Source organism: Dryocola baronae (genome assembly GCF_051297175.1).
Lineage (GTDB): Bacteria > Pseudomonadota > Gammaproteobacteria > Enterobacterales > Enterobacteriaceae > Dryocola.
Window position 1 is genome coordinate 3,446,025 of the sequence record NZ_JBINNY010000001.1, and the last position, 23,072, is coordinate 3,469,096.

General features: G+C 53.6%; 19 protein-coding genes and 7 tRNA genes. 19 read left to right on the forward strand and 7 right to left on the reverse strand.

What is annotated here, in order from left to right; all coding sequences use genetic code 11:
- Positions 1 to 19: 19 nt before the first annotated feature.
- Complete coding sequence (pgm, locus tag ACSPHG_RS16435; protein ID WP_435954567.1) at positions 20 to 1,663, reverse strand: phosphoglucomutase (alpha-D-glucose-1,6-bisphosphate-dependent); 1,644 nt, start codon at positions 1,661 to 1,663, stop codon at positions 20 to 22.
- Between the two features lie 21 nt (positions 1,664 to 1,684).
- Positions 1,685 to 2,236, reverse strand: a complete 552-nt coding sequence (gene seqA, locus ACSPHG_RS16440) for a replication initiation negative regulator SeqA (protein WP_435954568.1) — start codon at positions 2,234 to 2,236, stop codon at positions 1,685 to 1,687.
- Between the two features lie 185 nt (positions 2,237 to 2,421).
- Here seqA and ybfF point away from each other — a divergent pair, with 185 nt between their 5' ends.
- The 4 genes from ybfF to fur all read left to right on the forward strand — a co-directional run bounded on the left by ybfF (position 2,422) and on the right by fur (position 5,080).
- Positions 2,422 to 3,198: an esterase gene (gene ybfF, locus ACSPHG_RS16445; RefSeq protein WP_435954569.1), complete on the forward strand. Its 777-nt coding sequence runs from the start codon at positions 2,422 to 2,424 to the stop codon at positions 3,196 to 3,198.
- A 135-nt stretch (positions 3,199 to 3,333) separates the two neighbouring features.
- Complete coding sequence (ybfE, locus tag ACSPHG_RS16450) at positions 3,334 to 3,615, forward strand: LexA regulated protein (RefSeq protein ID WP_435954570.1); 282 nt, start codon at positions 3,334 to 3,336, stop codon at positions 3,613 to 3,615.
- 181 nt (positions 3,616 to 3,796) lie between these two features.
- On the forward strand, positions 3,797 to 4,327 hold the full coding sequence (fldA, locus tag ACSPHG_RS16455; RefSeq protein ID WP_435954571.1) for a flavodoxin FldA: 531 nt from the start codon (positions 3,797 to 3,799) through the stop codon (positions 4,325 to 4,327).
- A 300-nt stretch (positions 4,328 to 4,627) separates the two neighbouring features.
- Entirely contained in the window at positions 4,628 to 5,080 is a 453-nt protein-coding gene (gene fur / locus ACSPHG_RS16460; RefSeq protein WP_435954572.1) for a ferric iron uptake transcriptional regulator, read from the forward strand.
- Positions 5,081 to 5,164: 84 nt separating this feature from the next.
- On the opposite strand, the gene chiQ is transcribed toward fur, so the two are convergent.
- The 4 genes from chiQ to nagE form a co-directional block, all read right to left on the reverse strand.
- Complete coding sequence (gene chiQ / locus ACSPHG_RS16465; protein ID WP_435954573.1) at positions 5,165 to 5,491, reverse strand: ChiQ/YbfN family lipoprotein; 327 nt, start codon at positions 5,489 to 5,491, stop codon at positions 5,165 to 5,167.
- 47 nt (positions 5,492 to 5,538) lie between these two features.
- On the reverse strand, positions 5,539 to 6,936 hold the full coding sequence (gene chiP / locus ACSPHG_RS16470; protein WP_435954574.1) for a chitoporin ChiP: 1,398 nt from the start codon (positions 6,934 to 6,936) through the stop codon (positions 5,539 to 5,541).
- 459 nt (positions 6,937 to 7,395) lie between these two features.
- Positions 7,396 to 9,063, reverse strand: a complete 1,668-nt coding sequence (gene glnS / locus ACSPHG_RS16475) for a glutamine--tRNA ligase (protein WP_435954575.1) — start codon at positions 9,061 to 9,063, stop codon at positions 7,396 to 7,398.
- 188 nt (positions 9,064 to 9,251) lie between these two features.
- Positions 9,252 to 11,201, reverse strand: a complete 1,950-nt coding sequence (nagE, locus tag ACSPHG_RS16480) for a PTS N-acetyl glucosamine transporter subunit IIABC (RefSeq protein ID WP_435954576.1) — start codon at positions 11,199 to 11,201, stop codon at positions 9,252 to 9,254.
- A 334-nt stretch (positions 11,202 to 11,535) separates the two neighbouring features.
- On the opposite strand from nagE, the gene nagB reads away from it, so the two are divergent.
- From nagB to ACSPHG_RS16540, 12 genes are all read left to right on the forward strand, one after another.
- Entirely contained in the window at positions 11,536 to 12,336 is an 801-nt protein-coding gene (gene nagB, locus ACSPHG_RS16485) for a glucosamine-6-phosphate deaminase (RefSeq protein ID WP_435954577.1), read from the forward strand.
- Positions 12,337 to 12,362: 26 nt separating this feature from the next.
- Positions 12,363 to 13,511 (forward strand): N-acetylglucosamine-6-phosphate deacetylase, encoded by a 1,149-nt coding sequence (nagA, locus tag ACSPHG_RS16490; protein WP_435954578.1) that lies wholly within the window; start codon positions 12,363 to 12,365, stop codon positions 13,509 to 13,511.
- A 7-nt stretch (positions 13,512 to 13,518) separates the two neighbouring features.
- Positions 13,519 to 14,739, forward strand: coding sequence for a DNA-binding transcriptional regulator NagC (gene nagC / locus ACSPHG_RS16495; RefSeq protein WP_435954579.1), 1,221 nt, complete (start codon positions 13,519 to 13,521; stop codon positions 14,737 to 14,739).
- Between the two features lie 62 nt (positions 14,740 to 14,801).
- The gene (locus ACSPHG_RS16500) at positions 14,802 to 15,554 is read left to right on the forward strand and encodes an HAD-IIA family hydrolase (protein WP_435954580.1); all 753 of its coding nucleotides are present in this window, start codon (positions 14,802 to 14,804) and stop codon (positions 15,552 to 15,554) included.
- A 281-nt stretch (positions 15,555 to 15,835) separates the two neighbouring features.
- A complete protein-coding gene (gene asnB, locus ACSPHG_RS16505) occupies positions 15,836 to 17,500 on the forward strand; it encodes an asparagine synthase B (protein WP_435954581.1) in 1,665 nt (554 codons plus the stop codon).
- Positions 17,501 to 17,748: 248 nt separating this feature from the next.
- Positions 17,749 to 17,825: transfer RNA gene (locus ACSPHG_RS16510), tRNA-Met, on the forward strand.
- A 12-nt stretch (positions 17,826 to 17,837) separates the two neighbouring features.
- A tRNA-Leu gene (locus ACSPHG_RS16515) sits at positions 17,838 to 17,922 on the forward strand.
- Positions 17,923 to 17,945: 23 nt separating this feature from the next.
- A tRNA-Gln gene (locus tag ACSPHG_RS16520) sits at positions 17,946 to 18,020 on the forward strand.
- 39 nt (positions 18,021 to 18,059) lie between these two features.
- Positions 18,060 to 18,134, forward strand: a tRNA-Gln gene (locus ACSPHG_RS16525).
- Between the two features lie 17 nt (positions 18,135 to 18,151).
- Positions 18,152 to 18,228: transfer RNA gene (locus tag ACSPHG_RS16530), tRNA-Met, on the forward strand.
- A 6-nt stretch (positions 18,229 to 18,234) separates the two neighbouring features.
- Positions 18,235 to 18,309 (forward strand) — tRNA-Gln (locus ACSPHG_RS16535).
- A 41-nt stretch (positions 18,310 to 18,350) separates the two neighbouring features.
- Positions 18,351 to 18,425: transfer RNA gene (locus ACSPHG_RS16540), tRNA-Gln, on the forward strand.
- Between the two features lie 97 nt (positions 18,426 to 18,522).
- Here the strand turns inward: ACSPHG_RS16540 and ubiF are convergent.
- Entirely contained in the window at positions 18,523 to 19,698 is a 1,176-nt protein-coding gene (gene ubiF, locus ACSPHG_RS16545; protein ID WP_435954582.1) for a 3-demethoxyubiquinol 3-hydroxylase, read from the reverse strand.
- A 135-nt stretch (positions 19,699 to 19,833) separates the two neighbouring features.
- Here ubiF and miaB point away from each other — a divergent pair, with 135 nt between their 5' ends.
- The 3 genes from miaB to ybeY all read left to right on the forward strand — a co-directional run bounded on the left by miaB (position 19,834) and on the right by ybeY (position 23,004).
- A complete protein-coding gene (gene miaB / locus ACSPHG_RS16550) occupies positions 19,834 to 21,261 on the forward strand; it encodes a tRNA (N6-isopentenyl adenosine(37)-C2)-methylthiotransferase MiaB (protein WP_435954583.1) in 1,428 nt (475 codons plus the stop codon).
- A gap of 217 nt (positions 21,262 to 21,478) precedes the next feature.
- Entirely contained in the window at positions 21,479 to 22,540 is a 1,062-nt protein-coding gene (locus ACSPHG_RS16555) for a PhoH family protein (RefSeq protein ID WP_435954584.1), read from the forward strand.
- Positions 22,537 to 23,004, forward strand: a complete 468-nt coding sequence (ybeY, locus tag ACSPHG_RS16560; RefSeq protein ID WP_435954585.1) for an rRNA maturation RNase YbeY — start codon at positions 22,537 to 22,539, stop codon at positions 23,002 to 23,004. The genes ACSPHG_RS16555 and ybeY overlap by 4 nt, the downstream gene beginning before the upstream one ends.
- Positions 23,005 to 23,072: the final 68 nt, after the last annotated feature.

The window sequence follows — 23,072 nt, forward strand, 5'->3', positions numbered from 1 at the left end:
GCCTTTTCTGTAGCAGTGGTTACTTCGCGTTCTTCAACACTTCGCTGACAATTTCGACCGCTTCTTTCTCGATTTGCAGGCGGTGTTCTTCGCCTAAGAAACTTTCGCAATAGATTTTGTACGCGTCTTCCGTGCCTGACGGACGCGCCGCAAACCAGCCGTTTTCGGTCATCACCTTCAGCCCGCCAATAGACGCGCCGTTACCCGGAGCCGCCGTTAAGCGCGCGGTGATTGGGTCACCGGCCAGGGTGTCTGCGCTCACCATTTCCGGCGAGAGCTTGGATAGCGCGGCTTTCTGCGCCGAGGTCGCCGGAGCCTGCAGACGGTTGTAGCTTGGCGCGCCGAAGCGGGCGGCCAGTTCGTCATAATGCTGCTGCGGGTTTTTGCCGGTCACCGCGGTGATTTCTGCCGCCAGCAGGCACATGATGATGCCGTCTTTGTCGGTAGACCACGGGGTGCCGTTAAAGCGCAGGAAGGATGCCCCGGCGCTTTCTTCGCCGCCGAAGCCGAAGCTGCCGTCAAACAGGCCGTCTACGAACCATTTGAAGCCAACCGGCACTTCCACCAGCTTGCGACCCAGGTCGTTAACCACGCGGTCGATCATCGCGGAGGAAACCAGGGTTTTACCCACCGCGACATCTTTGCCCCACTGCGGGCGATGCTGGAACAGGTAGTTGATCGCGACGGCCAGATAATGGTTCGGGTTCATCAGGCCCGCCGGAGTAACGATGCCGTGGCGGTCGTAATCCGGGTCGTTAGCAAAGGCCAGGTCGAACTTGTCACGAAGCGCCAGCAGGCCCGCCATTGCGCACTCGGAGGAGCAGTCCATGCGGATCGCGCCGTCTTTATCCAGGTGCATAAAGCGGAAGGTCTGATCGACCTGATCGTTCACGATGGTCAGATCGAGATTGTAGTGCTTCGCAATGCGCTGCCAGTATTCAATGCCGGAACCGCCGAGCGGGTCGACGCCCAGCTTGAGGCCCGCTTTCTGGATCGCGGCCATGTCGATGATGTCCACCAGCCCTTCGATGAACGGCTGCACCAGATCCTGTTCCTGTACGTGGCCGCTTGCCCACGCCTGGTCCAGAGAAAGGCGCTTCACGCCTTTCAGGCCGTCGGCCAGCAGCGCGTTGGCGCGTTCTTCAATGACTTTCGTCACGTTGGTATCAGCCGGGCCACCGTTAGGCGGGTTGTACTTAATGCCACCGTCATCCGGCGGGTTGTGCGAAGGCGTGATAACGATACCGTCCGCCTGAGCGCCGCCCTTTTTGTTGTGTACCAGAATGGCGTTGGAAACCGCAGGCGTTGGCGTGTAGCCGTTCGCCTGCTGGACAATGACATCCACACCGTTTGCCGCCAGCACTTCCAGCACGGAGATAAATGCAGGCTCGGACAGGGCGTGTGTGTCTTTGCCGACATAGCACGGGCCGGTGATGCCGTTTTTCGCACGATCTTCCGCAATAGCCTGCGCAATCGCCAGGATATGAGGTTCGTTAAAGCTATGACGTGCCGCACTGCCGCGGTGGCCGGAGGTACCGAATTTCACCGCATGTTCGCTATTGCCCGCTTCAGGTTTCAGCACGTAGTACTGGGCCGTAAGCTGGGCTACGTTGATCAAATCGCTCTGTTGCGCAGGTTGACCTGCACGGTTGTGGTTAGCCATTGGCCCTTCCTTTTGACGCAGTTAGATTGTGCCGCAAACCTTTTCAATCAATTCCGCCGGGAACTGCATTGATTGCATGATGTGTTCGATCATGCTGCATTTACGGCCCGTATTCGTATTGGTAATCACCCAGTATGGGGTACCCGGAACGTGTTTTGGCTTTGTCTGATTGCCGTTCGCCAGCAGCGTTTGTTCGTTACCGGCAAAGTAAACGCGGGTACGACCGTGCAAAGACTCGGTGGCTTCGCCAAAGGTTTTTGCATCCAGCTGATAGAGCGTAGAAAGCACCATCATGAAACGGTTAACGGCTTTCTTTTGTTCCGCGTACTCATCAGAGAGTAGCAACTCGCGAACGGCGCGCACGCGATCGCGAGCCCGATTCACAGGTTTCTCTTCTGGGGCTGGGGTCGCCGCAGGCTGTGCGGAAGTCGCGGTAGAGGGAGTCGCTGCGGAAGTCTGACCGGCGGTAAATTTCAACATGCGCCGTAAAATATCGGACGCGCTCTCGCCAATGTGCTGTGTGTGGCTTGCAATATAGCGATACAGCTCGTCATCAACTTCAATCGTTTTCATCTTCATCCAGTGCGATATCTTATTCTGAATTCAAGTCGTTGGGATTATAGGAGCAAATCCCAACAGCGGGTAGCGCCAAACAGGTGTCGCCTTATAAAGCCAGATTAAACTGAATGTTTGCGGCACTGCGGCAGGAATATGTTCATGATACCCTAACCGTACGAATCAAAAAAAAGAACTTTGCCATGAAATTAAACGCTCGCCTGCAAACTGCTCAACAATCGACTAGCAAACCCCCTATCGTCCTCATTCACGGCCTGTTTGGCAGCCTTGATAACCTTGGCGTACTCGCCCGCGATCTCGGTCAGGATCACACTTTGCTGCAAATCGATCTGCGAAATCACGGCCTGTCACCGCGCAGCGACGAGATGAATTATTCAGCAATGGCGCAGGACGTGGTGGAAACGCTTGATGAATATGGTTTTGAGAAAGCAATAATCATCGGGCATTCGATGGGCGGCAAGGTGGCGATGGCGTTAACGGCCATTGCGCCGCAGCGGATCGACAAACTGGTGATGATCGACATCGCGCCCGTTGACTATCAGGTGCGCCGTCACGACGAGATTTTTGCCGCGATTAACGCCGTGAGCGAGGCCGGTGCCAAAACGCGCCAGCAGGCCGCCGTTTTGATGCGCGAGCATATAAAGGAAGAAGGCGTAATCCAGTTCCTGCTAAAGTCCTTTGCCGACGGCGAGTGGAAATTCAACGTGCCGGTACTGTGGCAGCAATACGAAAAGATCGTCGGCTGGCAAACTATTCCGGCCTGGGATCACCCTGCGCTGTTTATCCGCGGCGGCGCATCACCTTATGTCGATGAAACGCACCGGGATGCGCTATTGGAGCAGTTTCCACAGGCCCGTGCTCACGTGGTCGCGGGCGCAGGACACTGGGTTCACGCCGAGAAACCTGAAGCCGTTTTACGCGCCATTCATCGTTTTATTGATGATTCCTCGGCAAACTGATTAAAAACAGACCGACTGGCCGCAAGAAGTGGCTAACGCGTTGGCGCGCCGTACATGCTGATGTATGATGGCGCGCTTAAATGCGACCTGAGCACTCTGCTCGCAGCATCCGAATTTCCTGTCAGTACTCTAATCATGGCAAAAGAACAAACGGACCGTACTACATTAGATCTGTTCGCGGACGAGCGTCGCCCGGGGCGGCCAAAAACCAATCCGCTTACGCGTGACGAGCAGCTGCGCATCAATAAGCGCAACCAGCTCAAACGCGATAAAGTACGCGGCCTGAAACGAGTAGAGCTAAAACTCAACAACGAAGCGGTAGATGCGCTTAATCATCTTGCTGAAGCCAGAAACATCAGCCGCAGCGAACTGATTGAAGAGATGTTGCTAGCGCAGCTAAAACAACACCTCAGCTGATCTTCTGCCTTCCATCCCTAACATTAAGTGAAAAGTGGGCGCGAATTGCGCCGTCATGTTGCAGTCTGTGCACAACGCTATGATAGCTGTTTCCGCACTGTAAGCTGTTCTGCTATGATTGCCCTATCTGTGGGCAACATTCAGCCACCATACCATTAAGTTTCAAGAGGTTATTTTACTCATGGCAATCGTAGGCATTTTCTTCGGCAGCGACACCGGTAACACCGAAAACATCGCAAAAATGATCCAAAAGCAGCTCGGTAAAGACGTGGCTGAAGTGCGCGACATTGCGAAGAGCAGCAAAGAAGACCTGGAAGGCTTCGACATTCTGCTGCTCGGTATCCCGACCTGGTACTACGGCGAAGCGCAGTGCGACTGGGATGACTTCTTCCCTACGCTTGAAGAAGTGGATTTCAACGGCAAACTGGTTGCGCTGTTTGGCTGCGGCGATCAGGAAGATTACGCAGAATATTTCTGTGATGCGCTCGGCACCATCCGCGACATCATCGAACCACGCGGCGCGGCGATTGTCGGCCACTGGCCTACTGCGGGCTACCACTTCGAAGCGTCCAAAGGTTTGGCAGACGACGACCACTTCGTAGGCCTTGCTATCGATGAAGACCGCCAGCCGGAACTGACCGCAGAGCGTGTTGAGAAATGGACAAAGCAGGTTGCTGAAGAGCTGAATCTGGCTGACATCATTAGCGCCTGATGCACTAGGGCGCAAGCAAATCACTTGCGCCTTATTGATAGGTATTATCAATGAAAATAATTGCTACAATTTTGTAACTTTTTTGTCTATCCCTGTACAATATCCCACAGGTCACCTTTGCTAGCCTGCCAGCAAACGGCGACTCCGCCACGATTTTTTAGCTGTGTTATGCTTCATACTTGCAGTTTCTATTTAGACGTGGCTGTACTATACCCACATGAGTTGGGTATATAATGAGACGCATTCACTTAACGCTCAAATGAGTTCGAGCAAAACGTTAAGCAACAGGACAATTTCCGCATGACTGACAACAATACTGCACTTAAGAAAGCCGGCCTGAAAGTCACGCTTCCACGATTAAAAATCCTTGAAGTGTTACAGGAACCGGTAAACCATCATGTCAGTGCGGAAGACTTATACAAGCGTCTGATTGATATGGGTGAAGAGATTGGTCTGGCGACGGTTTACCGCGTACTGAACCAGTTTGATGACGCAGGTATCGTTACCCGTCATAACTTCGAAGGTGGCAAGTCAGTCTTTGAACTGACCCAGCAGCACCATCACGATCACCTGATATGCCTGGACTGCGGCAAGGTTATTGAATTCAGCGATGACTCAATTGAAGCCCGCCAGCGTGAAATCGCCTCCCGTCATGGTATTCGTCTGACCAACCACAGTCTGTACCTTTACGGCCACTGCGCCGAAGGCGACTGCCGCACCGACGAAAACGCTCACGAAATCAGCGAAAAGTAATCCGCATACTGCCTTCCCTTTCGGGGGAAGACAAACAAAAAAACCGGTGATTAACTCACCGGTTTTTTTATGCCCCAAGTAACCTTACTTGTTGTTACTGCGGATCTCCTGCCAGATTTTATCGCACTTGGCTTTCACGGCCTGGTCGTTGCCCGTTTGGGTTGCCTGGATGCAGTTTTGGTAGTCCAGCGTGCGCACCGTCTCTTTCTGTGCAAATTCCTGATGCTTCTTGTCTTTCGCCAGCTCGTTGAGCATATTCTGGCAGCCCTTAACTTTGTCCGGGTTTCCTTCAGCACTGTTGATGCAGGCGCTGTAATCCTGCTTAAGCTGGGAGTCTTCCGGTGCCGTTTGTGGCTGCGCGCATGCCGTTAAGCCTAAAGCCATCGCGGCCATCAATATTACTTTTTTCATGCTCGATATCCTTAAGAAGACCGGGCAACGTAGCGCCCGGCGTCAAATCAGAAGATGGTGAACGGTGCGATAACGATGAACTTGACGTCGCGCTCATCCTGGAAGATGTTGCCGTAACCGCCGCCCCAGCTTGGGATATCGGAATGGTTGTCGTACTGAGTAAAGTGCAGTTTGAACAGCGTACCTTTCGCGCGGCCGTCCTGCACGGTGTACAGGGCGTCAAGACTGTAAGAGGACTCTTTCAGGCGACGGTCTGCATCGTAGTAGCCATCGGTCGTTGGGGTAGAGCTTGGTTTCGCATCCCAGGCATAAACGTAAGATGCGCCTACCGCCCAGCCAGCCAGGTTCCAGTTGCTAAGGTCATACATTGCGCCTGCGAATACCGCTTTTTCGCCGTTGGCGTTGAAGTCGGAGCGGTTATCCCACCACACGTCAAGACGACCGTTGGAGGAGGCGTAGGTTGGGGTCATACGCTGCAGGAAGTAGCCCTGCTGGCCGTCCGCCTTAACCATAGTTCCTTCTAAGCGCAGATCGACCTGGCCGATTTTGTAGCCAAGGGTCAGCGCCTGCAGCCACGCGGTGCCGTCGTAAATATCGTTCACGCCGCCGTTGGAGACTTTGTCCCGCGTACCGTAGAACTGATAGCTGGTGGTCAGAGGGCTGCCAGCGATATCAAACTTGTAGCTTGCTTTAGTGAAGTACTGGTCAATGTAGCCCTGCGCCTGACCGAATGCGGCTTCCAGCACCAGGTCATTTTTAAAGTCGTACTTCGCGCCAACGGAATGCAGGTAATCAACCTTGGTGTTCTTATCGTTCTGATAGAACTTATCCATTTCGAGGTGCCATGGGGATTTATATTCGTTAGTCCACATATAGGAGAAACTTAATGCGCCCGCGTCACCATAATCGAAGTTAGCCCCAGCTTCAGCCCCTTGATAGGTACCCGGCATAAAGCTCCAGTGCGGAGCTAATAAAGTCTGGCCGGTCGGCTGAATGTAGCCTGCGCGAGCCCAAACTGGACCGTATTTAAATTTTGCTGCGGCTTTATAAAGACTAATTCCACTCTTATCCCCGGAATAATCTTCGTCATAGGCTTTGTTTTTTGAAGAGAATGCAATTTCGTTCGGGTGACCGCTGTCGCCGTTCTCCGCCATTTCAATCGCGGTAAATGCCGCAATATCTAAACCGAACATGTCGGCCGCATAGCCAGACTGGAAGTCTAAGTTGGCGTTCCAGGTTGAGTGGGAAAGGTTGGTTTCGTATTTGTTAGTGTTTACATCTTTACGATCGCGCTCACGCTGCCAGTAATAAATACCGCCGGTAAGCGTTGAATCATCAATGAAGCCCGCACCCACTGCCTGTGGAACAACAACAATGCCTGACAGAGCTGTGACACCTGCAATTGCAAGCGCCAGCGCACTACGTTTGCCACTAAACGTACGCATATTGAAATCCTCTTTGACGTATAAATAATCACCCGGTGTTAAAGCACCTGACGGCGAAAAAAATTAAAATGCCTTACGGCCAATAGCGGTCATGAATATTTCCCGCATCACTGCTGTGCTTAAGACTATTTTTCGCGACGCGAATTATCAACGACTTTATCAGAGAGAATTCCCATATTATGACGAAGTGCACATAATCTATGAGTATTTGTAACAATTTGCTTTAGCAGCGTTTTATGCCATTAAATTAAAAATATTGAGCATAATCACGCAAATGAAAGCGCTCTCACGCTGGGTAATGAGAACCTTTCAACTTAGTGGTCAATAGCGGAGGATTATTACCAACGCAACAATGCGGCATTAATTCGCTTTAAAAATGTTCACAAACTTTTAACCAGCTGAACAATAAGCGAAAAAAAACGCCGCGTAAGGCGGCGTTCTTATTATCAGGCGAATGTATTAATCGCCGATTTTTGCCCATGTGTCACGCAGGCCAACGGTGCGGTTGAACACCAGTTTGGTAGCGGTTGCATAGCGGCTGTCGAGGCAGAAATAACCTTCGCGCTCAAACTGGTAGGCTTTGCCTTTTTCTGCATTTTGCAGGCTTGGCTCAACAAAACCCTGTTTGATAATCAGAGATTCCGGATTGATGGTCGCGAGGAAATCTTCCGCAGCGCCAGGGTTTGCGACGCTGAACAGACGGTCGTAGAGACGAATCTCTACCGGCAGCGCGTGAGCCGCGCTTACCCAGTGAATCACGCCCTTAACTTTACGGCCATCCGCCGGGTCTTTACTCAGCGTTTCCGGGTCGTAGGTGCAGTGCAGCGTGGTGATATTGCCTTCCGCATCTTTTTCTACGCGTTCAGCTTTGATCACGTAAGCGTTGCGCAGGCGAACTTCTTTGCCCAGCACCAGACGCTTGTACTGCTTGTTCGCTTCTTCGCGGAAGTCGGCACGGTCGATGTAGATCTCGCCGCTGAACGGCACCTGACGGCTGCCCATTTCGGGCTTGTTAGGATGATTTGGCATGGTGACCATCTCTTCCTCGCCCTGCGGATAGTTTTCGATAATAACCTTCACCGGATCCAGCACGGCCATCGCGCGCGGTGCGTTCTCATTCAGGTCGTCACGAATGCAGGATTCCAGGGAAGCCATTTCCACCGTGTTGTCCTGCTTGGTCACGCCAATGCGCTTGCAGAACTCACGAATAGACGCTGCGGTGTAACCACGGCGACGCAGACCGGAGATAGTCGGCATACGTGGGTCGTCCCAGCCTTCTACGATCTTCTCGGTAACCAGCAGGTTAAGCTTGCGCTTGGACATGATGGCGTATTCGAGATTCAGGCGTGAGAACTCGTACTGACGCGGATGAGCCGGAATGGTGATGTTATCTAACACCCAGTCGTACAGGCGACGGTTATCCTGGAATTCCAGCGTACACAGCGAGTGCGTAATACCTTCCAGCGCATCGGAAATGCAGTGGGTGAAGTCATACATCGGGTAGATGCACCACTTGCTGCCCGTCTGGTGGTGGTCGGCAAATTTGATACGGTAAATAACCGGATCGCGCATCACGATGAAAGGTGATGCCATGTCGATTTTTGCACGCAGGCAGGCGGTGCCTTCGGCAAATTCGCCGTTACGCATTTTCTCGAACAGCGCGAGGTTTTCCTCAACGCTACGATCGCGATACGGGCTGTTTTTGCCTGGAGCAGTTAGCGACCCGCGATATTCGCGGATTTGCTCTGGGGTCAGCTCGTCGACATACGCGAGGCCTTTACCGATCAGTTCAACAGCATAGTTAAACAGCTGGTCGAAGTAATCAGAGGAATAGCGCACGTTGCCAGACCAGTGGAAGCCCAGCCATTCGACGTCGTGCTTAATGGACTCGACGTATTCGATGTCTTCTTTTACCGGGTTGGTGTCATCGAAACGCAGATTGCACTGCCCCTGGTAATCCTGTGCGATACCAAAGTTCAGACAGATAGATTTTGCATGGCCGATGTGCAGATAGCCGTTTGGCTCCGGCGGAAAACGAGTGCAGATACGGTCATGCTTACCATTGGCCAGATCTTCATCGATAATCTGGCGAATAAAGTTAGTTGGGCGGGCTTCAGCCTCACTCATCGCGGATTCCTCAAGACAAAACTTTCGTTAACGGTGCATGATCTAATAAGCAGGCGCGGGAAACAACCTTTAGTTGAATAAAATGGGGCTACTGCGATGAAAGGGAAAGGAAGCCTTTTTGCGGGGAATAAAAAAGCGGCTGAGGAATTTCCCCAGCCGCTTAAGGCACAATGCTAACTCAGGAGCAATTATTTGCCTTTAATTTCATACAGAGGCGTTTGGCCCGCGACCACTGAACCCTGTGCCTGAAGAACCAGGCCGCTGAAGTCATCAATGTTGCTGCAAACAACCGGGCTAATCATGGAGCGCGCGTTAGCGTTCAGGAAATCAAGATCCATTTCCAGAATCGGCTGACCGGCGACCACTTCAGCCCCCTCTTCCACCAGGCGAGTAAAGCCTTTGCCGCCCAGCGCTACGGTATCAATGCCCATGTGGACAACGATTTCCGCGCCTTTCTCGGTTTCCAGGCAGAACGCGTGATTGGTGTTGAAGATTTTGACGATGGTACCGGCAGCCGGAGAGACAACGGTTTTTTCCGTTGGCTTAACCGCAACGCCGTCACCGACCGCTTTGCTGGCGAAGGCTTCATCAGGCACTTCTTCCAGCGCCACAACGTCACCGGTCACCGGAGAAACCAGCGCCGCAATGGTAACCGCGTTAGCAACAGCCTGAGGTTTTACCGCCGCAGGGGCTCCGCTTACCGCAGCGCCTGTTGCCATAGCGGCAATCGGGCCTTTAGCGATTTCTTTCTGCATTGCGCCAGCAACGGATTCCGCTTTCGCACCAACGATAACCTGTACCGTTTGTTTGTTCAGTTTAACTACGCCAGAAGCACCCAGGCGCTTACAGGCTGCATCGTTAACCAGCGCCGCATCAACAACGGACAGGCGTAAACGAGTAATACATGCATCGATAACTTTCAGGTTGGCAGAGCCGCCCACAGCGCCAACGTATTTACGTGCCAGCTCATTCAGGCCTTCTTCGGTATTGCTGTTCGCTTCTTCCAGCACAACGTCGTCGGAAGCGTCTTCACGGCCCGGCGTTTTCAGGTTGAACATACGGATAACCGCGGTGAACAGGACGAAGTAAACCGCAAAGGCAACCACACCCATAACCACCAGCATCCAGACGTTCTTACTCGCCGCCGGCAGGTTGTACATCAACACGTAGTCGATGGCACCTGCAGAGAAGGAGAAGCCAGCGTGAATCCCTAGCGCCGTTGCAATAAACAGGCTCAGGCCGGTCAGCAAGGCGTGAATGAGATACAGAACCGGCGCCAGGAACATGAACAGGAATTCAAGAGGCTCGGTAACACCGGTCAGGAACGCGGTCACCGCTACGGACAGCAGCATGCCGCCAACCATTGGACGACGTTCTTTCGGTGCTGCCAGATACATAGCCAGCGCCGCGCCAGGCAGGCCGAACATCATGATCGGGAAGAAGCCGGACATGAACATCCCCGCAGTGCCGTCACCCGCGTAGAAGCGGTTGATGTCACCGTGGAAGACCGCGCCCGCCGCGTTGGTGAACTCACCAATCTGGAACCATGCGATGGTGTTCAGAACCTGGTGCAGACCGGTTGGGATCAGCAGACGGTTAACGAAGCCGAAGACGCCCGCACCAAATGCACCCGCAGACACGATCCATTCACCACCCGCATGGATTGCAGACTGAACCGGCGGCCAGACATAGCCGAAGATTGCCGCAAGGATCAAACAGAAGAAGCCCGTCGCGATTGGCACGAAACGCTTGCCGCCAAAGAAGCTCAGGAAGTCTGGCAGTTTGATATCAGACCAGCGGTTATACACCGCACCGCCGACCAGGCCGGTAATGATACCGGACAGCACGCCCATGTTTACCGTTGGGTTAATGGTGACCATTGCTTTGGTCATAATGAACCAACCAACGGCACCGGCCAGCGCCGCAGCGCCCGCGTTATCTTTAGACCAGGTAGAAGCAACACCAATTGCGAATACCAGGGCCAGGTTATCGAAAATGGCACCGCCCGCCTGCGCGATGAACGGCATATTTAACAGATCAGGCTGCCCGAAGCGCAGCATCAGCGCTGCCACCGGCAGTACTGCAATCGGTAGCTGTAACGCCCTACCTAATCTTTGGAAAAAACCTAGAATATTCACTCTCTTCCCCCTTGAATCACCGTTAAAGGTTCATCATGACCGCTGTTTTTATTTAATAGACTTCAGTTGATTGATGCCGACATCTCACATCATCTGACGAAGTGTGAAAAAAATTAATTCGTATCGCAAATTAAACGCGCCTTTTTTGTGACTACAGTCACCAAATATCGCTATAACCCCCCCTACTGACTGGCTATCACCGAAAACTTATTTTATCATTCAAAAAATCGAGACAGACTGATCCCACATTCGCCAGTATAAAACTGGTTTACCCTTAGGGGGTGAGTATCAATCTGACTAAACCCGTTTTCTATTAACTCCTAAGAGGTGAATGATGAGACTGATTCCCCTGGCTACCCCGGCTCAGGTCGGCAAATGGGCAGCTCGCCATATTGTTAACCGCATTAACGCGTTTAAACCAACCGCCGATCGTCCGTTTGTACTTGGTTTGCCAACCGGCAGCACACCGCTCGAAGCTTATAAAGCGCTGATCGAGATGCACAAAGCGGGCCAGGTTAGCTTCAAAAACGTTGTGACCTTTAACATGGACGAATACGTCGGCCTGCCAAAGGATCACCCGGAAAGCTACCACACCTTCATGCATAAAAACTTCTTCGACCACGTTGATATCCCGGCAGAAAACATCAACCTGCTGAACGGCAACGCTGAAGATGTTGATGCAGAATGCCGCGCTTACGAAGAAAAAATTCGCTCCTACGGCAAAATCCACCTCTTTATGGGCGGCGTAGGCAACGACGGCCACATCGCGTTCAACGAACCCGCCTCTTCGCTGGCTTCCCGTACCCGTATTAAAACCCTGACGCATGACACCCGCGTGGCAAACTCCCGCTTCTTTGACGGCGACGTGAATCAGGTTCCAAAATACGCGCTGACCGTAGGCGTAGGCACCCTGCTTGACGCAGAAGAAGTGATGATTCTGGTGCTGGGCCACGTGAAGGCGCAGGCTCTGCAAGCGGCTGTTGAAGGCAACGTTAACCACATGTGGACCATCAGCTGCCTGCAGCTGCACCCGAAAGCGGTTGTCGTGTGCGACGAGCCGTCCACCATGGAGCTGAAAGTGAAAACGTTGAAGTACTTCAACGAGCTGGAAGCAGAAAATATTAAAGGTCTTTAAGCACTACTTTTTAACCGGGGGTAACTATGTTTGCATTAACCCACGGTCGGATTTATACCGGCCATGACATTCTGGATGACCACGCGATTGTTATCGCTGACGGCCTGATCGAACGCATTTGTCCGCGTTCAGAACTCCCTGCGGGGATCGAAACCCGCGACATGGGTGGTGCAGTCATCGCCCCCGGTTTTATTGATGTGCAGCTAAACGGCTGCGGCGGCGTACAGTTTAACGACACCGTCGAAGCCGTTACGGTTGAAACGCTGGAAATCATGCAGAAAGCCAACGAGCGCTCGGGCTGCACCAGCTATCTGCCAACCCTGATCACCGCAAGCGACGAGCTGATGATGCAGGGCGTGAAGGTCATGCGCGAATATTTGGCTAAAAACAGCCATCAGGCGCTCGGCCTGCACCTTGAGGGCCCATGGCTGAACATGGTGAAAAAGGGGACGCATAACCCGAACTTCGTGCGTAAACCAGACGCGAAGCTGGTCGATTTCCTCTGCGAGAATGCAGACGTTATTACTAAAGTTACTTTGGCCCCGGAAATGGTTGAGCCAGAAGTAATCAAAAAACTTGTCGCCGCAGGGATTATTGTCTCTGCGGGTCACTCCAACGCGACGGCTAAAGAAGCGAAGATCGGCTTCCGCGCCGGTATCACCTTCGCAACGCACCTCTTCAACGCTATGCCTTACATTACCGGCCGCGAACCGGGGCTTGCTGGTGCAATCTTCGATGAACCTGACGTTTACTGCGGTATCATTGCCGATGGCCTGCACGTGGACTATGCGAATATCCGCACCGCGAAACGCGTGAAAGGCGATAAGCTTTGCCTGGTCACCGACGCAACCGCACCGGCGGGTGCCAACATTGAACAGTTCATTTTTGCTGGTAAAACAATATACTACCGCGACGGTTTGTGTGTAGATGAGAATGGTACGCTGAGCGGTTCTGCCCTGACGATGATTGAAGGGGTTCGTAACCTGGTCGAGCACGCCAACATCGCGCTGGATGAAGTTCTGCGCATGGCGACTCTCTACCCGGCCCGCGCAATGGGCGTTGAAAAGCAGTTGGGTACCCTTGAGGCTGGCAAAGTTGCCAACCTGACTGCCTTTACCCGCGATTATAAAATCATCAAGACTATCGTTAATGGTAACGAGGTCGTAACTGAGTAAATAAGGCATGACGACTGGCGGACAGGCTCAAATAGGTAATGTCGATCTGGTAAAACAGCTGAACGGCGCGGCGGTCTACCGCCTGATTGACCAGCAGGGTCCAATCTCGCGCATTCAGATTGCCGAACTGAGCCAGCTTGCGCCTGCCAGCGTCACCAAAATTACTCGCCAGCTTATTGAGCGCGGCCTGATTAAAGAAGTCGATCAGCAGGCCTCCACCGGGGGCCGCCGCGCGATATCCATCATTACCGAAACACGCAATTTTCAGGCGATTGGCGTACGTCTTGGCCGCCATGACGCCACCATCACGCTGTTCGATCTTAGCGCCAAGCCGCTTGCGGAAGAGCATTACCCTCTTCCTGAACGCACCCAAGAAACCCTTGAGCATGCCCTGCTCAACGCGCTCGCGGGCTTCATCGAGCAGACGCAGCGCAAAATTCGCGAGCTGATTGCCATCTCGGTAATCCTTCCTGGACTTGTCGATCCGGAAAGCGGCGTGATTCGCTACATGCCCCACATTCAGGTGAACAACTGGTCGCTGGTTGAAAGCCTTGAAAAACGCTTTAACCTCCCCTGTTTTGTTGGTCATGATATCCGCAGCCTGGCGCTTGCCGAGCACTACTTTGGTGCAACCCACGACTGTGAAGACTCTATTTTGGTGCGCGTCCACCGCGGCACCGGAGCGGGTATTCTTTCCAACGGCAGAATTTTTATCGGCCGCAACGGTAACGTTGGCGAAATTGGCCACATCCAGGTTGATCCGCTGGGCGAGCGCTGCCACTGCGGTAATTTTGGCTGCCTGGAAACCATTGCCGCTAACGCCGCCATCGAAGGCCGCGTGCGCCATCTGCTTGAACAGGGCTATAACAGTCGCCTGACGGTTGATGACTGCGGCATCGTGGCAATTTGCAAAGCCGCCAATAAGGGTGATGCGCTGGCCTGCGAGGTGATAGAGCACGTGGGCCGCCACCTCGGTAAAGCCATTTCTATTGCGATTAACCTGTTTAATCCGCAAAAGGTCGTTATCGCCGGGGAAATCATTGAAGCAGAAAAAATCCTGCTCCCGGCCATCGAAAGTTGTATTAATACTCAGGTCTTACAAGCCTTCCGCAAAAACCTGCCCGTTGTGCGCTCGCGCCTGGACGACCGCTCCGCCATTGGCGCATTTGCCCTCGTCAAACGTTCGATGCTAAACGGCATGTTGCTCCAGCGTCTGCTGGAAAGTTAACGCGGCCTGCATTCGATTTACGCTATAGTTACGCCTTCTAAAAATATGAGCTTGAGCAGTCAATGACTATCCAGAATGTAATTTGTGATATCGACGGCGTGCTGATGCACGACAACGTCGCCGTGCCGGGTGCCAACGAATTCCTGGCCCGCATCCTTGAAAAAGGTTTACCGCTGGTCCTGCTGACCAACTACCCTTCGCAAACTGGGCAGGATTTGGCAAACCGCTTTGCCTCCGCCGGGGTAGACGTGCCGGACAGCGTGTTTTACACCTCCGCGATGGCAACGGCCGATTTTCTGCGTCGCCAGGAAGGCAAAAAAGCCTACGTCGTTGGCGAGGGCGCGCTGATTCATGAGCTGTATAAAGCCGGTTTCACCATCACTGACATCAATCCTGACTTCGTTATCGTTGGCGAAACGCGTTCCTACAACTGGGAAATGATGCACAAAGCCGCTTACTTCGTGGCTAACGGCGCACGGTTTATCGCCACCAACCCGGATACCCACGGTCGCGGCTACTATCCGGCCTGCGGCGCGCTATGTGCGGGTATCGAAAAAATCTCCGGCCGCAAACCGTTTTACGTCGGCAAGCCAAGCCCGTGGATCATCCGCGCGGCGCTCAACAAAATGCAGGCACATTCCGAACACACGGTGATTGTTGGCGACAACCTGCGCACCGATATTCTGGCGGGCTTCCAGGCCGGTCTGGAAACGATCCTCGTGCTTTCCGGCGTGTCCACGCTTAACGATATCGACGCAATGCCGTTCCGCCCGTCGTTCATCTACCCGTCCGTGGCCGAAATCGACATTATCTGATCGAACAAAGGGTGGATAGCACGCCTGCTTATCCACCATACCCATTTAAAAAAAATCACGAATTATTGCCGATCCGCTAATTTTTCTGCTCATCTCCTGACCTATTTTCAGTAATCCATAATCACTGTTGCGGTATTTGCGTCATGAATGCTAAAGCGCTTGCATTAACTTCACCGATTGCGCATTTTCTTTAGTAAGCAACGCAGCAACGCCGCTAAAAAATCAATAGGCAGCGCGGCATCACGATAAACCGCTCAGGTAAGTGTTACGGAGAAAGCTCTATGTGTTCTATTTTTGGTGTTCTGGATCTTAAAACCGACGCAGTCGAAATGCGTAAGAAGGCGCTGGAGTTATCCCGCCTGATGCGCCACCGCGGTCCGGATTGGTCGGGCGTTTACGCGAGTGACAAAGCGATCCTCGTCCACGAGCGCCTGTCTATTGTTGACGTTAACGCCGGCGCGCAGCCGCTCTACAACAAACAAAAAACGCATGCGCTAGCCGTTAACGGTGAGATCTACAATCATCAGGCTTTACGCGCTGAATACGGCGACCGCTACGAATTCCAGACCGGCTCCGACTGCGAAGTCATTCTCGCGCTGTATCAGGAAAAAGGGCCAGAGTTCCTCGACGACCTGCAGGGCATGTTCGCCTTCGTACTGTATGACAGCGAAAAAGACGCGTACCTGATTGGCCGTGACCATATCGGCATCATCCCTCTTTATATGGGCTACGACGAACACGGCAACATGTTCATCGCCTCTGAGATGAAGGCGCTGGTCCCGGTTTGCCGCACCATTAAAGAATTCCCTGCGGGCAGCTACCTGTGGAGCCAGGACGGCGAAATTCGCAGCTACTACCACCGTGACTGGTTTGACTACGATGCGGTAAAAGACAACGTTACCGACAAAAACGAACTGCGTCAGGCGCTGGAAGATTCCGTTAAGAGCCATCTGATGTCCGACGTGCCTTATGGCGTGCTGCTCTCCGGCGGCCTGGACTCCTCGGTTATCTCCGCCATCACAAAGAAATTTGCCGCTCGCCGCGTAGAGGATGAAGAGCGTAGCGAAGCCTGGTGGCCGCAGCTGCACTCCTTTGCGGTTGGCCTTGTGGGATCGCCGGATCTGAAAGCGGCGCAGGAGGTGGCAAACCACCTGGGTACCGTACACCATGAGATCCACTTCACCGTGCAGGAAGGCCTCGACGCCATCCGCGACGTTATCTACCATATTGAAACCTACGACGTGACCACCATCCGCGCGTCAACGCCTATGTACCTGATGTCGCGTAAGATCAAGGCGATGGGTATTAAAATGGTGCTATCCGGCGAAGGTTCTGACGAAGTGTTCGGCGGCTACCTCTACTTCCATAAAGCGCCAAACGATAAAGAGCTGCATGAGGAAACCGTGCGTAAGCTTCAGGCGCTGCATATGTTTGACTGCGCGCGCGCCAACAAAGCGATGTCTGCCTGGGGCGTTGAGGCTCGCGTTCCGTTCCTCGACAAGAAATTCCTCGACGTGGCGATGCGCATCAACCCGAAAGACAAAATGTGCGGCAACGGCAAAATGGAAAAGCATATCCTGCGCGAATGCTTTGAATCCTACCTGCCGGCGAGCGTGGCATGGCGTCAGAAAGAACAGTTCTCCGACGGCGTTGGCTACAGCTGGATTGATACGCTGAAAGAAGTGGCGGCGGGTCAGGTTACTGACCAACAACTGGAAACGGCAAGCTACCGTTTCCCATACAACACGCCGGGTTCAAAAGAAGCCTATCTCTACCGTGAGATCTTCGAAGAATTGTTCCCACTTCCGAGCGCTGCACAATGCGTTCCGGGCGGTCCATCCGTTGCCTGTTCATCGGCTAAAGCGATTGAATGGGATGAAGCGTTCAAAACGATGAACGATCCGTCAGGGCGTGCGGTCGGCGTTCACCAGTCCGCCTACAAATAAGCGGTTTTCACTCTAAAACGGGCCTGCGGGCCCGTTGTTGTTTGTACATGATAGTGTTCATTTTCCCGCTGTTTTTCACCGGATAAATCCACGAAATAACCGATTATTGTAGATATTTCCAGCAAGCTGTTCGCAAGCTGGTCAAACAGACAATTTCAGCCGCTTTTCGGGAAAAAATTTGTTGACGGTGTACGGTCAACTACGCATAATGCGCCCCGCAACGCCGATAAGGTGACGCGAAAAAAGAAGGCTACGTAGCTCAGCTGGTTAGAGCACATCACTCATAATGATGGGGTCACAGGTTCGAATCCCGTCGTAGCCACCATTCTTTTTTAGCGCGGGAGTGGCGAAATTGGTAGACGCACCAGATTTAGGTTCTGGCGCCGCAAGGTGTGCGAGTTCAAGTCTCGCCTCCCGCACCATTTAGCTTATAGCGTTGCACGGATGGGGTATCGCCAAGCGGTAAGGCACCGGTTTTTGATACCGGCATTCCCTGGTTCGAATCCAGGTACCCCAGCCACATTTTCTTCGAGATTTTTGCGTTTAACGCAGAAGTTATTGGGGTATCGCCAAGCGGTAAGGCACCGGTTTTTGATACCGGCATTCCCTGGTTCGAATCCAGGTACCCCAGCCATCGAAGAAAGCAGTATCGGCTACGTAGCTCAGCTGGTTAGAGCACATCACTCATAATGATGGGGTCACAGGTTCGAATCCCGTCGTAGCCACCATATTATTGGGGTATCGCCAAGCGGTAAGGCTCTGGTTTCTGATACCAGCATTCCGAGGTTCGAATCCTCGTACCCCAGCCATAAAAAAGACGTTTGCAGTTGTTGTGTGAACGCAACCCCGTTGGGGTATCGCCAAGCGGTAAGGCTCTGGTTTCTGATACCAGCATTCCGAGGTTCGAATCCTCGTACCCCAGCCAACATATAAAAAGCTCGCTTCGGCGAGCTTTTTGCTTTTCTGCGTTTATCCAAAGGTGGACAACGAAGCGTCATCCACCGGTGACTTCTAAAACTCCATCATAAACCTAACGCATACTTCAGCGCTTGACGCTTCAATACGCCGCTGCGCTCGGCCGCCATCAGCCCCAGATTACGCACAACGCGAAGCGGGCCGAGAGTGTTGCTGAATCCCGCATAAAACAGATCCATTCCACTTTGCATAAGGAAATTGTCGGCCTGACGGCGACTCTGATAGCGTTTCAGTATTCGGCCGTCCGACCAGTTCTCGCCATAGTTCCGCGCGCCGATCATCACGTCAAGTAGGGCATCCACGTCGCGATAGCCGAGGTTTACCCCCTGCCCCGCCAAAGGATGAATGGTATGCGCCGCATCGCCAATTAGCGCCAACCCCTGCTGGGTATATTGCAGCGCGTGGCGGCGCGTTAACGGGAAAGCACCGCTGGCAACGGGCGTTACCGAGCCAAGCCTTGAGGGAAACGTCGCGGCAATCGCTTTCTGCAACTGGGGCATCGTCATACTTTTAAGCTGGCGGATACGTGCCGGAGTGTCGTACCACACAAGCGAAGCCCAGTTATCGAACAGCGGTAAAAAGGCATGCGGCCCGGTCGGCGTAAAATGCTGCCAGGTGCTGTCGCCCGGGGCCTCTTCGCATTTGACGGTTATCAGCATGCAGGATTGGCGATAGTCCCACGCGTGAATGCCGATGCCCGCCCACTGCCTGACCTGGGAGTTCGCACCGTCTGCGCCAATCACCATCGGCACCGTCAACTGTTCGCCATCGGCAAAGTCCAGCGTCCAGCTTCCTTCCTTATTATGCATTTGCTTAAGCTTAGCCGGGCAACGCAGAGTAACATGAGGATGTGCCTGGAGCGCTTTCCAGAGCGCAAGCTGTAATACCTGGTTTTCCACCATATAGCCCAGCTCAGGCAGGCCAAGCTCGGCCGCGTTAAAGGAAACGTGGGCGCTTTCCCACTCCCAGGTTTCAAGCTGGCGCCAGGCATGAGCGCGCATCCCACGAATCGCGTCCCAGACGCCCAACGATTTAAGCAGCGCCACCGACGCGCTGCTGATTGCAGAGATACGCACATCGGGCTGGCTGTTAGGGTCAAATTCTGCAGGCGCCTGATGGTCGATTACCGCAACCTGAAAGCCGTTTTGTGCAAGCCCAAGTGCCGCCGCCGCACCGACCATCCCCCCGCCGATCACCGCGACGTCGATTGGTTGATTTGCCATGGTTATCCTGTCCTTTGATTGTCTACGCTAATTCTACCGGATTTTTGCCGGGGTTACGCAGGCTGGTCACACCCGCGTCAAAGCATTACAATACGCGCCCTGGATTGCGGGCCTACTTGAGCAATGGCAAAGTCGATGACAAAAAAACTCCATATTAAAACCTGGGGCTGTCAGATGAACGAATACGATTCATCAAAGATGGCCGATCTGCTGAACAGCACCCATGGCTATGTCCTTACGGACAACCCAAAAGAAGCGGACGTGTTGCTTTTAAACACCTGCTCTATTCGTGAAAAAGCCCAGGAAAAAGTATTCCACCTGCTAGGCCGCTGGAAACTCTTAAAACGTAAAAATCCCGATCTGATCATCGGCGTCGGCGGCTGCGTTGCCTCCCAGGAAGGTAAGCTTATTCGCAGCCGCGCCCATTACGTCGACATCGTTTTTGGCCCCCAAACGCTGCATCGCCTGCCGGAAATGATCAACCAGGTGCGCGGAACCCGCAGCCCGGTGGTTGACGTCAGCTTCCCGGAAATCGAAAAGTTCGACCGCCTGCCGGAGCCTCGCGCGGATGGCCCGACGGCATACGTTTCGATTATGGAAGGCTGCAACAAATACTGTACCTACTGCGTGGTGCCGTACACGCGCGGCGAAGAGGTTAGCCGCCCGTGCGACGACATTCTGTTTGAAGTCGCCCAGCTTGCGGCACAGGGCGTGCGCGAAATTCACCTGCTGGGGCAGAACGTCAACGCCTGGCGCGGCGCGTCCTACGACGGCGGCGTCTGTTCTTTTGCAGAGCTGCTGCGTCTGGTAGCAGCAATCGACGGCGTTGACCGTATTCGCTTTACCACCAGCCATCCGATTGAATTCACGGACGATATCATCGACGTTTACCGTGACACGCCGGAGCTGGTGAGCTTCCTGCACCTGCCGATTCAATGCGGCGCGGACCGCGTGCTGAACCTGATGGGCCGCTCCCACACGGCGCTGGAATATAAAGCGATTATTCGCAAGCTGCGCGCGGCGCGCCCGGATATCCAGATTAGCTCTGACTTTATCGTCGGCTTCCCTGGCGAAACGCAGCAGGACTTCGAACAAACCATGAAGGTGATTGCCGACGTGAATTTCGACGTTAGCTACAGCTTCGTCTTCTCCGCACGTCCCGGTACGCCTGCGGCAGATATGGTTGATGACGTGCCTGAAGAAGAGAAGCTTCAGCGCCTTTATATCCTCCAGGATCGTATCAACCAGCAGGCAATGGCGTGGAGCCGTAAAATGCTTGGTACCACCCAACGCGTGCTGGTGGAAGGCACGTCGCGCAGAAATATTATGGAGCTGACGGGTCGTTCCGAGAACAACCGTGGGGTTAACTTCGCAGGCACGCCGGATATGATCGGTAAGTTTGTTGATGTTGAAATCACCGAGGTGGCGACCAACAACTCTCTGCGCGGCAAAGTGGTGCGTACAGAAGATGAAATGGGCCTGCGCGTTGCCGAAGCGCCAGAAACAGTGATTGCCCGTACGCGTAAAGAGAATGAAATCGGCGTAGGGATTTATCAGCCTTAATTCTGCTCTCTCGCGCCCGTCGGCTCGCTAACACAGTGAACCGGCGGGCGTTTTCATTGTTTGCACTTGCATTCTGAATCAGCCACCCAAATATCAAAAACGAGGCTTGCGCCATTATCACTCGCCGTAAATAATCTCTTATGGCCTGTATAAACCAGCAGGCAGAGCGTTTATTCCGTTTAAAGACAACCGGCCCCATGTGACCCAGAGGATAAGTTTGAATATCGAAACACGTGAAATTACGCTGGAACCGGCAGACAATGCCCGTTTGCTGAGCCTGTGCGGCCCGTTTGATGACAACATCAAGCAGCTCGAACGTCGGCTGGGTATCGAAATCAACCGTCGTGACAATCACTTCAAGCTCACCGGGCGCGGCATTCTGGTGAACGCCGCCGCGGATATCCTGCGCAACCTGTATGTCGATACCGCGCCAATGCGCGGCGAAACGCAGGACATCGACCCGGAACAAATCCATCTCGCCATTAAAGAAATCCGCGTGCTGGAGCAGTCGGCTGAACACATTCCTGAATACGGCAAAGCGGTCAATATCAAGACCAAGCGCGGCGTGATCAAACCCCGCACGCCAAACCAGGCGCAGTACATTGCCAACGTGCTCGACCACGATATCACCTTCGGTATCGGCCCGGCGGGCACGGGTAAAACCTACCTGGCCGTTGCCGCTGCGGTGGACGCGCTGGAACGTCAGGATGTGCGCCGTATTCTGCTCACCCGCCCGGCCGTTGAAGCAGGTGAAAAACTCGGCTTTCTGCCAGGCGATCTCAGCCAGAAAGTAGACCCCTATCTGCGTCCGCTTTATGACGCGCTGTTCGAAATGCTCGGCTTTGAACGCGTTGAAAAGCTAATGGAGCGCAACGTTATCGAAGTTGCCCCGTTGGCCTACATGCGTGGCCGCACGCTCAACGACGCGTTTATCATCCTCGATGAAAGCCAGAACACCACCATTGAACAGATGAAGATGTTCCTGACGCGTATCGGCTTTAACTCCAAAGCGGTGATCACCGGCGACGTCACGCAGATTGACCTGCCGCGCAGCACCAAATCGGGCCTGCGCCACGCCATCGACGTGCTGGCTGAAGTCGATGAAATCAGCTTTAACTTCCTTAATAGCGAAGACGTGGTGCGCCACCCGGTGGTTGCCCGTATCGTTAACGCCTATGAAGCATGGGAAAGCGCCGAGCAAATCCGTAAGGACGAGCTTGCAGCGGAACGCAAGCGCGAAGCAATGGCAATCAATGCAGCCGCTCAGGAGAGCAAATGAGTCAGGTCATTCTGGATTTACAAGTCGCCTGTGAGGACACAGCAGGCCTGCCAACCCAAGCGCAGTTTCAGGGCTGGCTCGATGCCGTGATCCCGCAATTTCAAGAAGAATCAGAGGTGACGATTCGCCTGGTGGATGACGCAGAAAGCCACGATTTGAATCTGACCTACCGCGGTAAAGACAAATCCACCAACGTGCTGTCGTTCCCGTTCGAAGCCCCTCCGGGCATTGAGCTGCCGCTGCTTGGCGATCTGATTATCTGTCGCCAGGTGGTTGAGCACGAAGCCAAAGAGCAGGATAAACCGCTGGAGGCGCACTGGGCGCACATGGTTATTCACGGCAGCCTGCATCTGCTCGGTTACGACCACATTGAAGACGAAGAAGCCGAAGAGATGGAATCCCTGGAAACAGAGATAATGCTTGCTCTTGGGTATGTCGATCCGTACATTGCCGAGAAAGAGTAGTCACCCGGTGTAGCGATTCCAGGTGCAGCGATGCAGGCGGCGATTCATCAACCCGCCTGCTATTTATT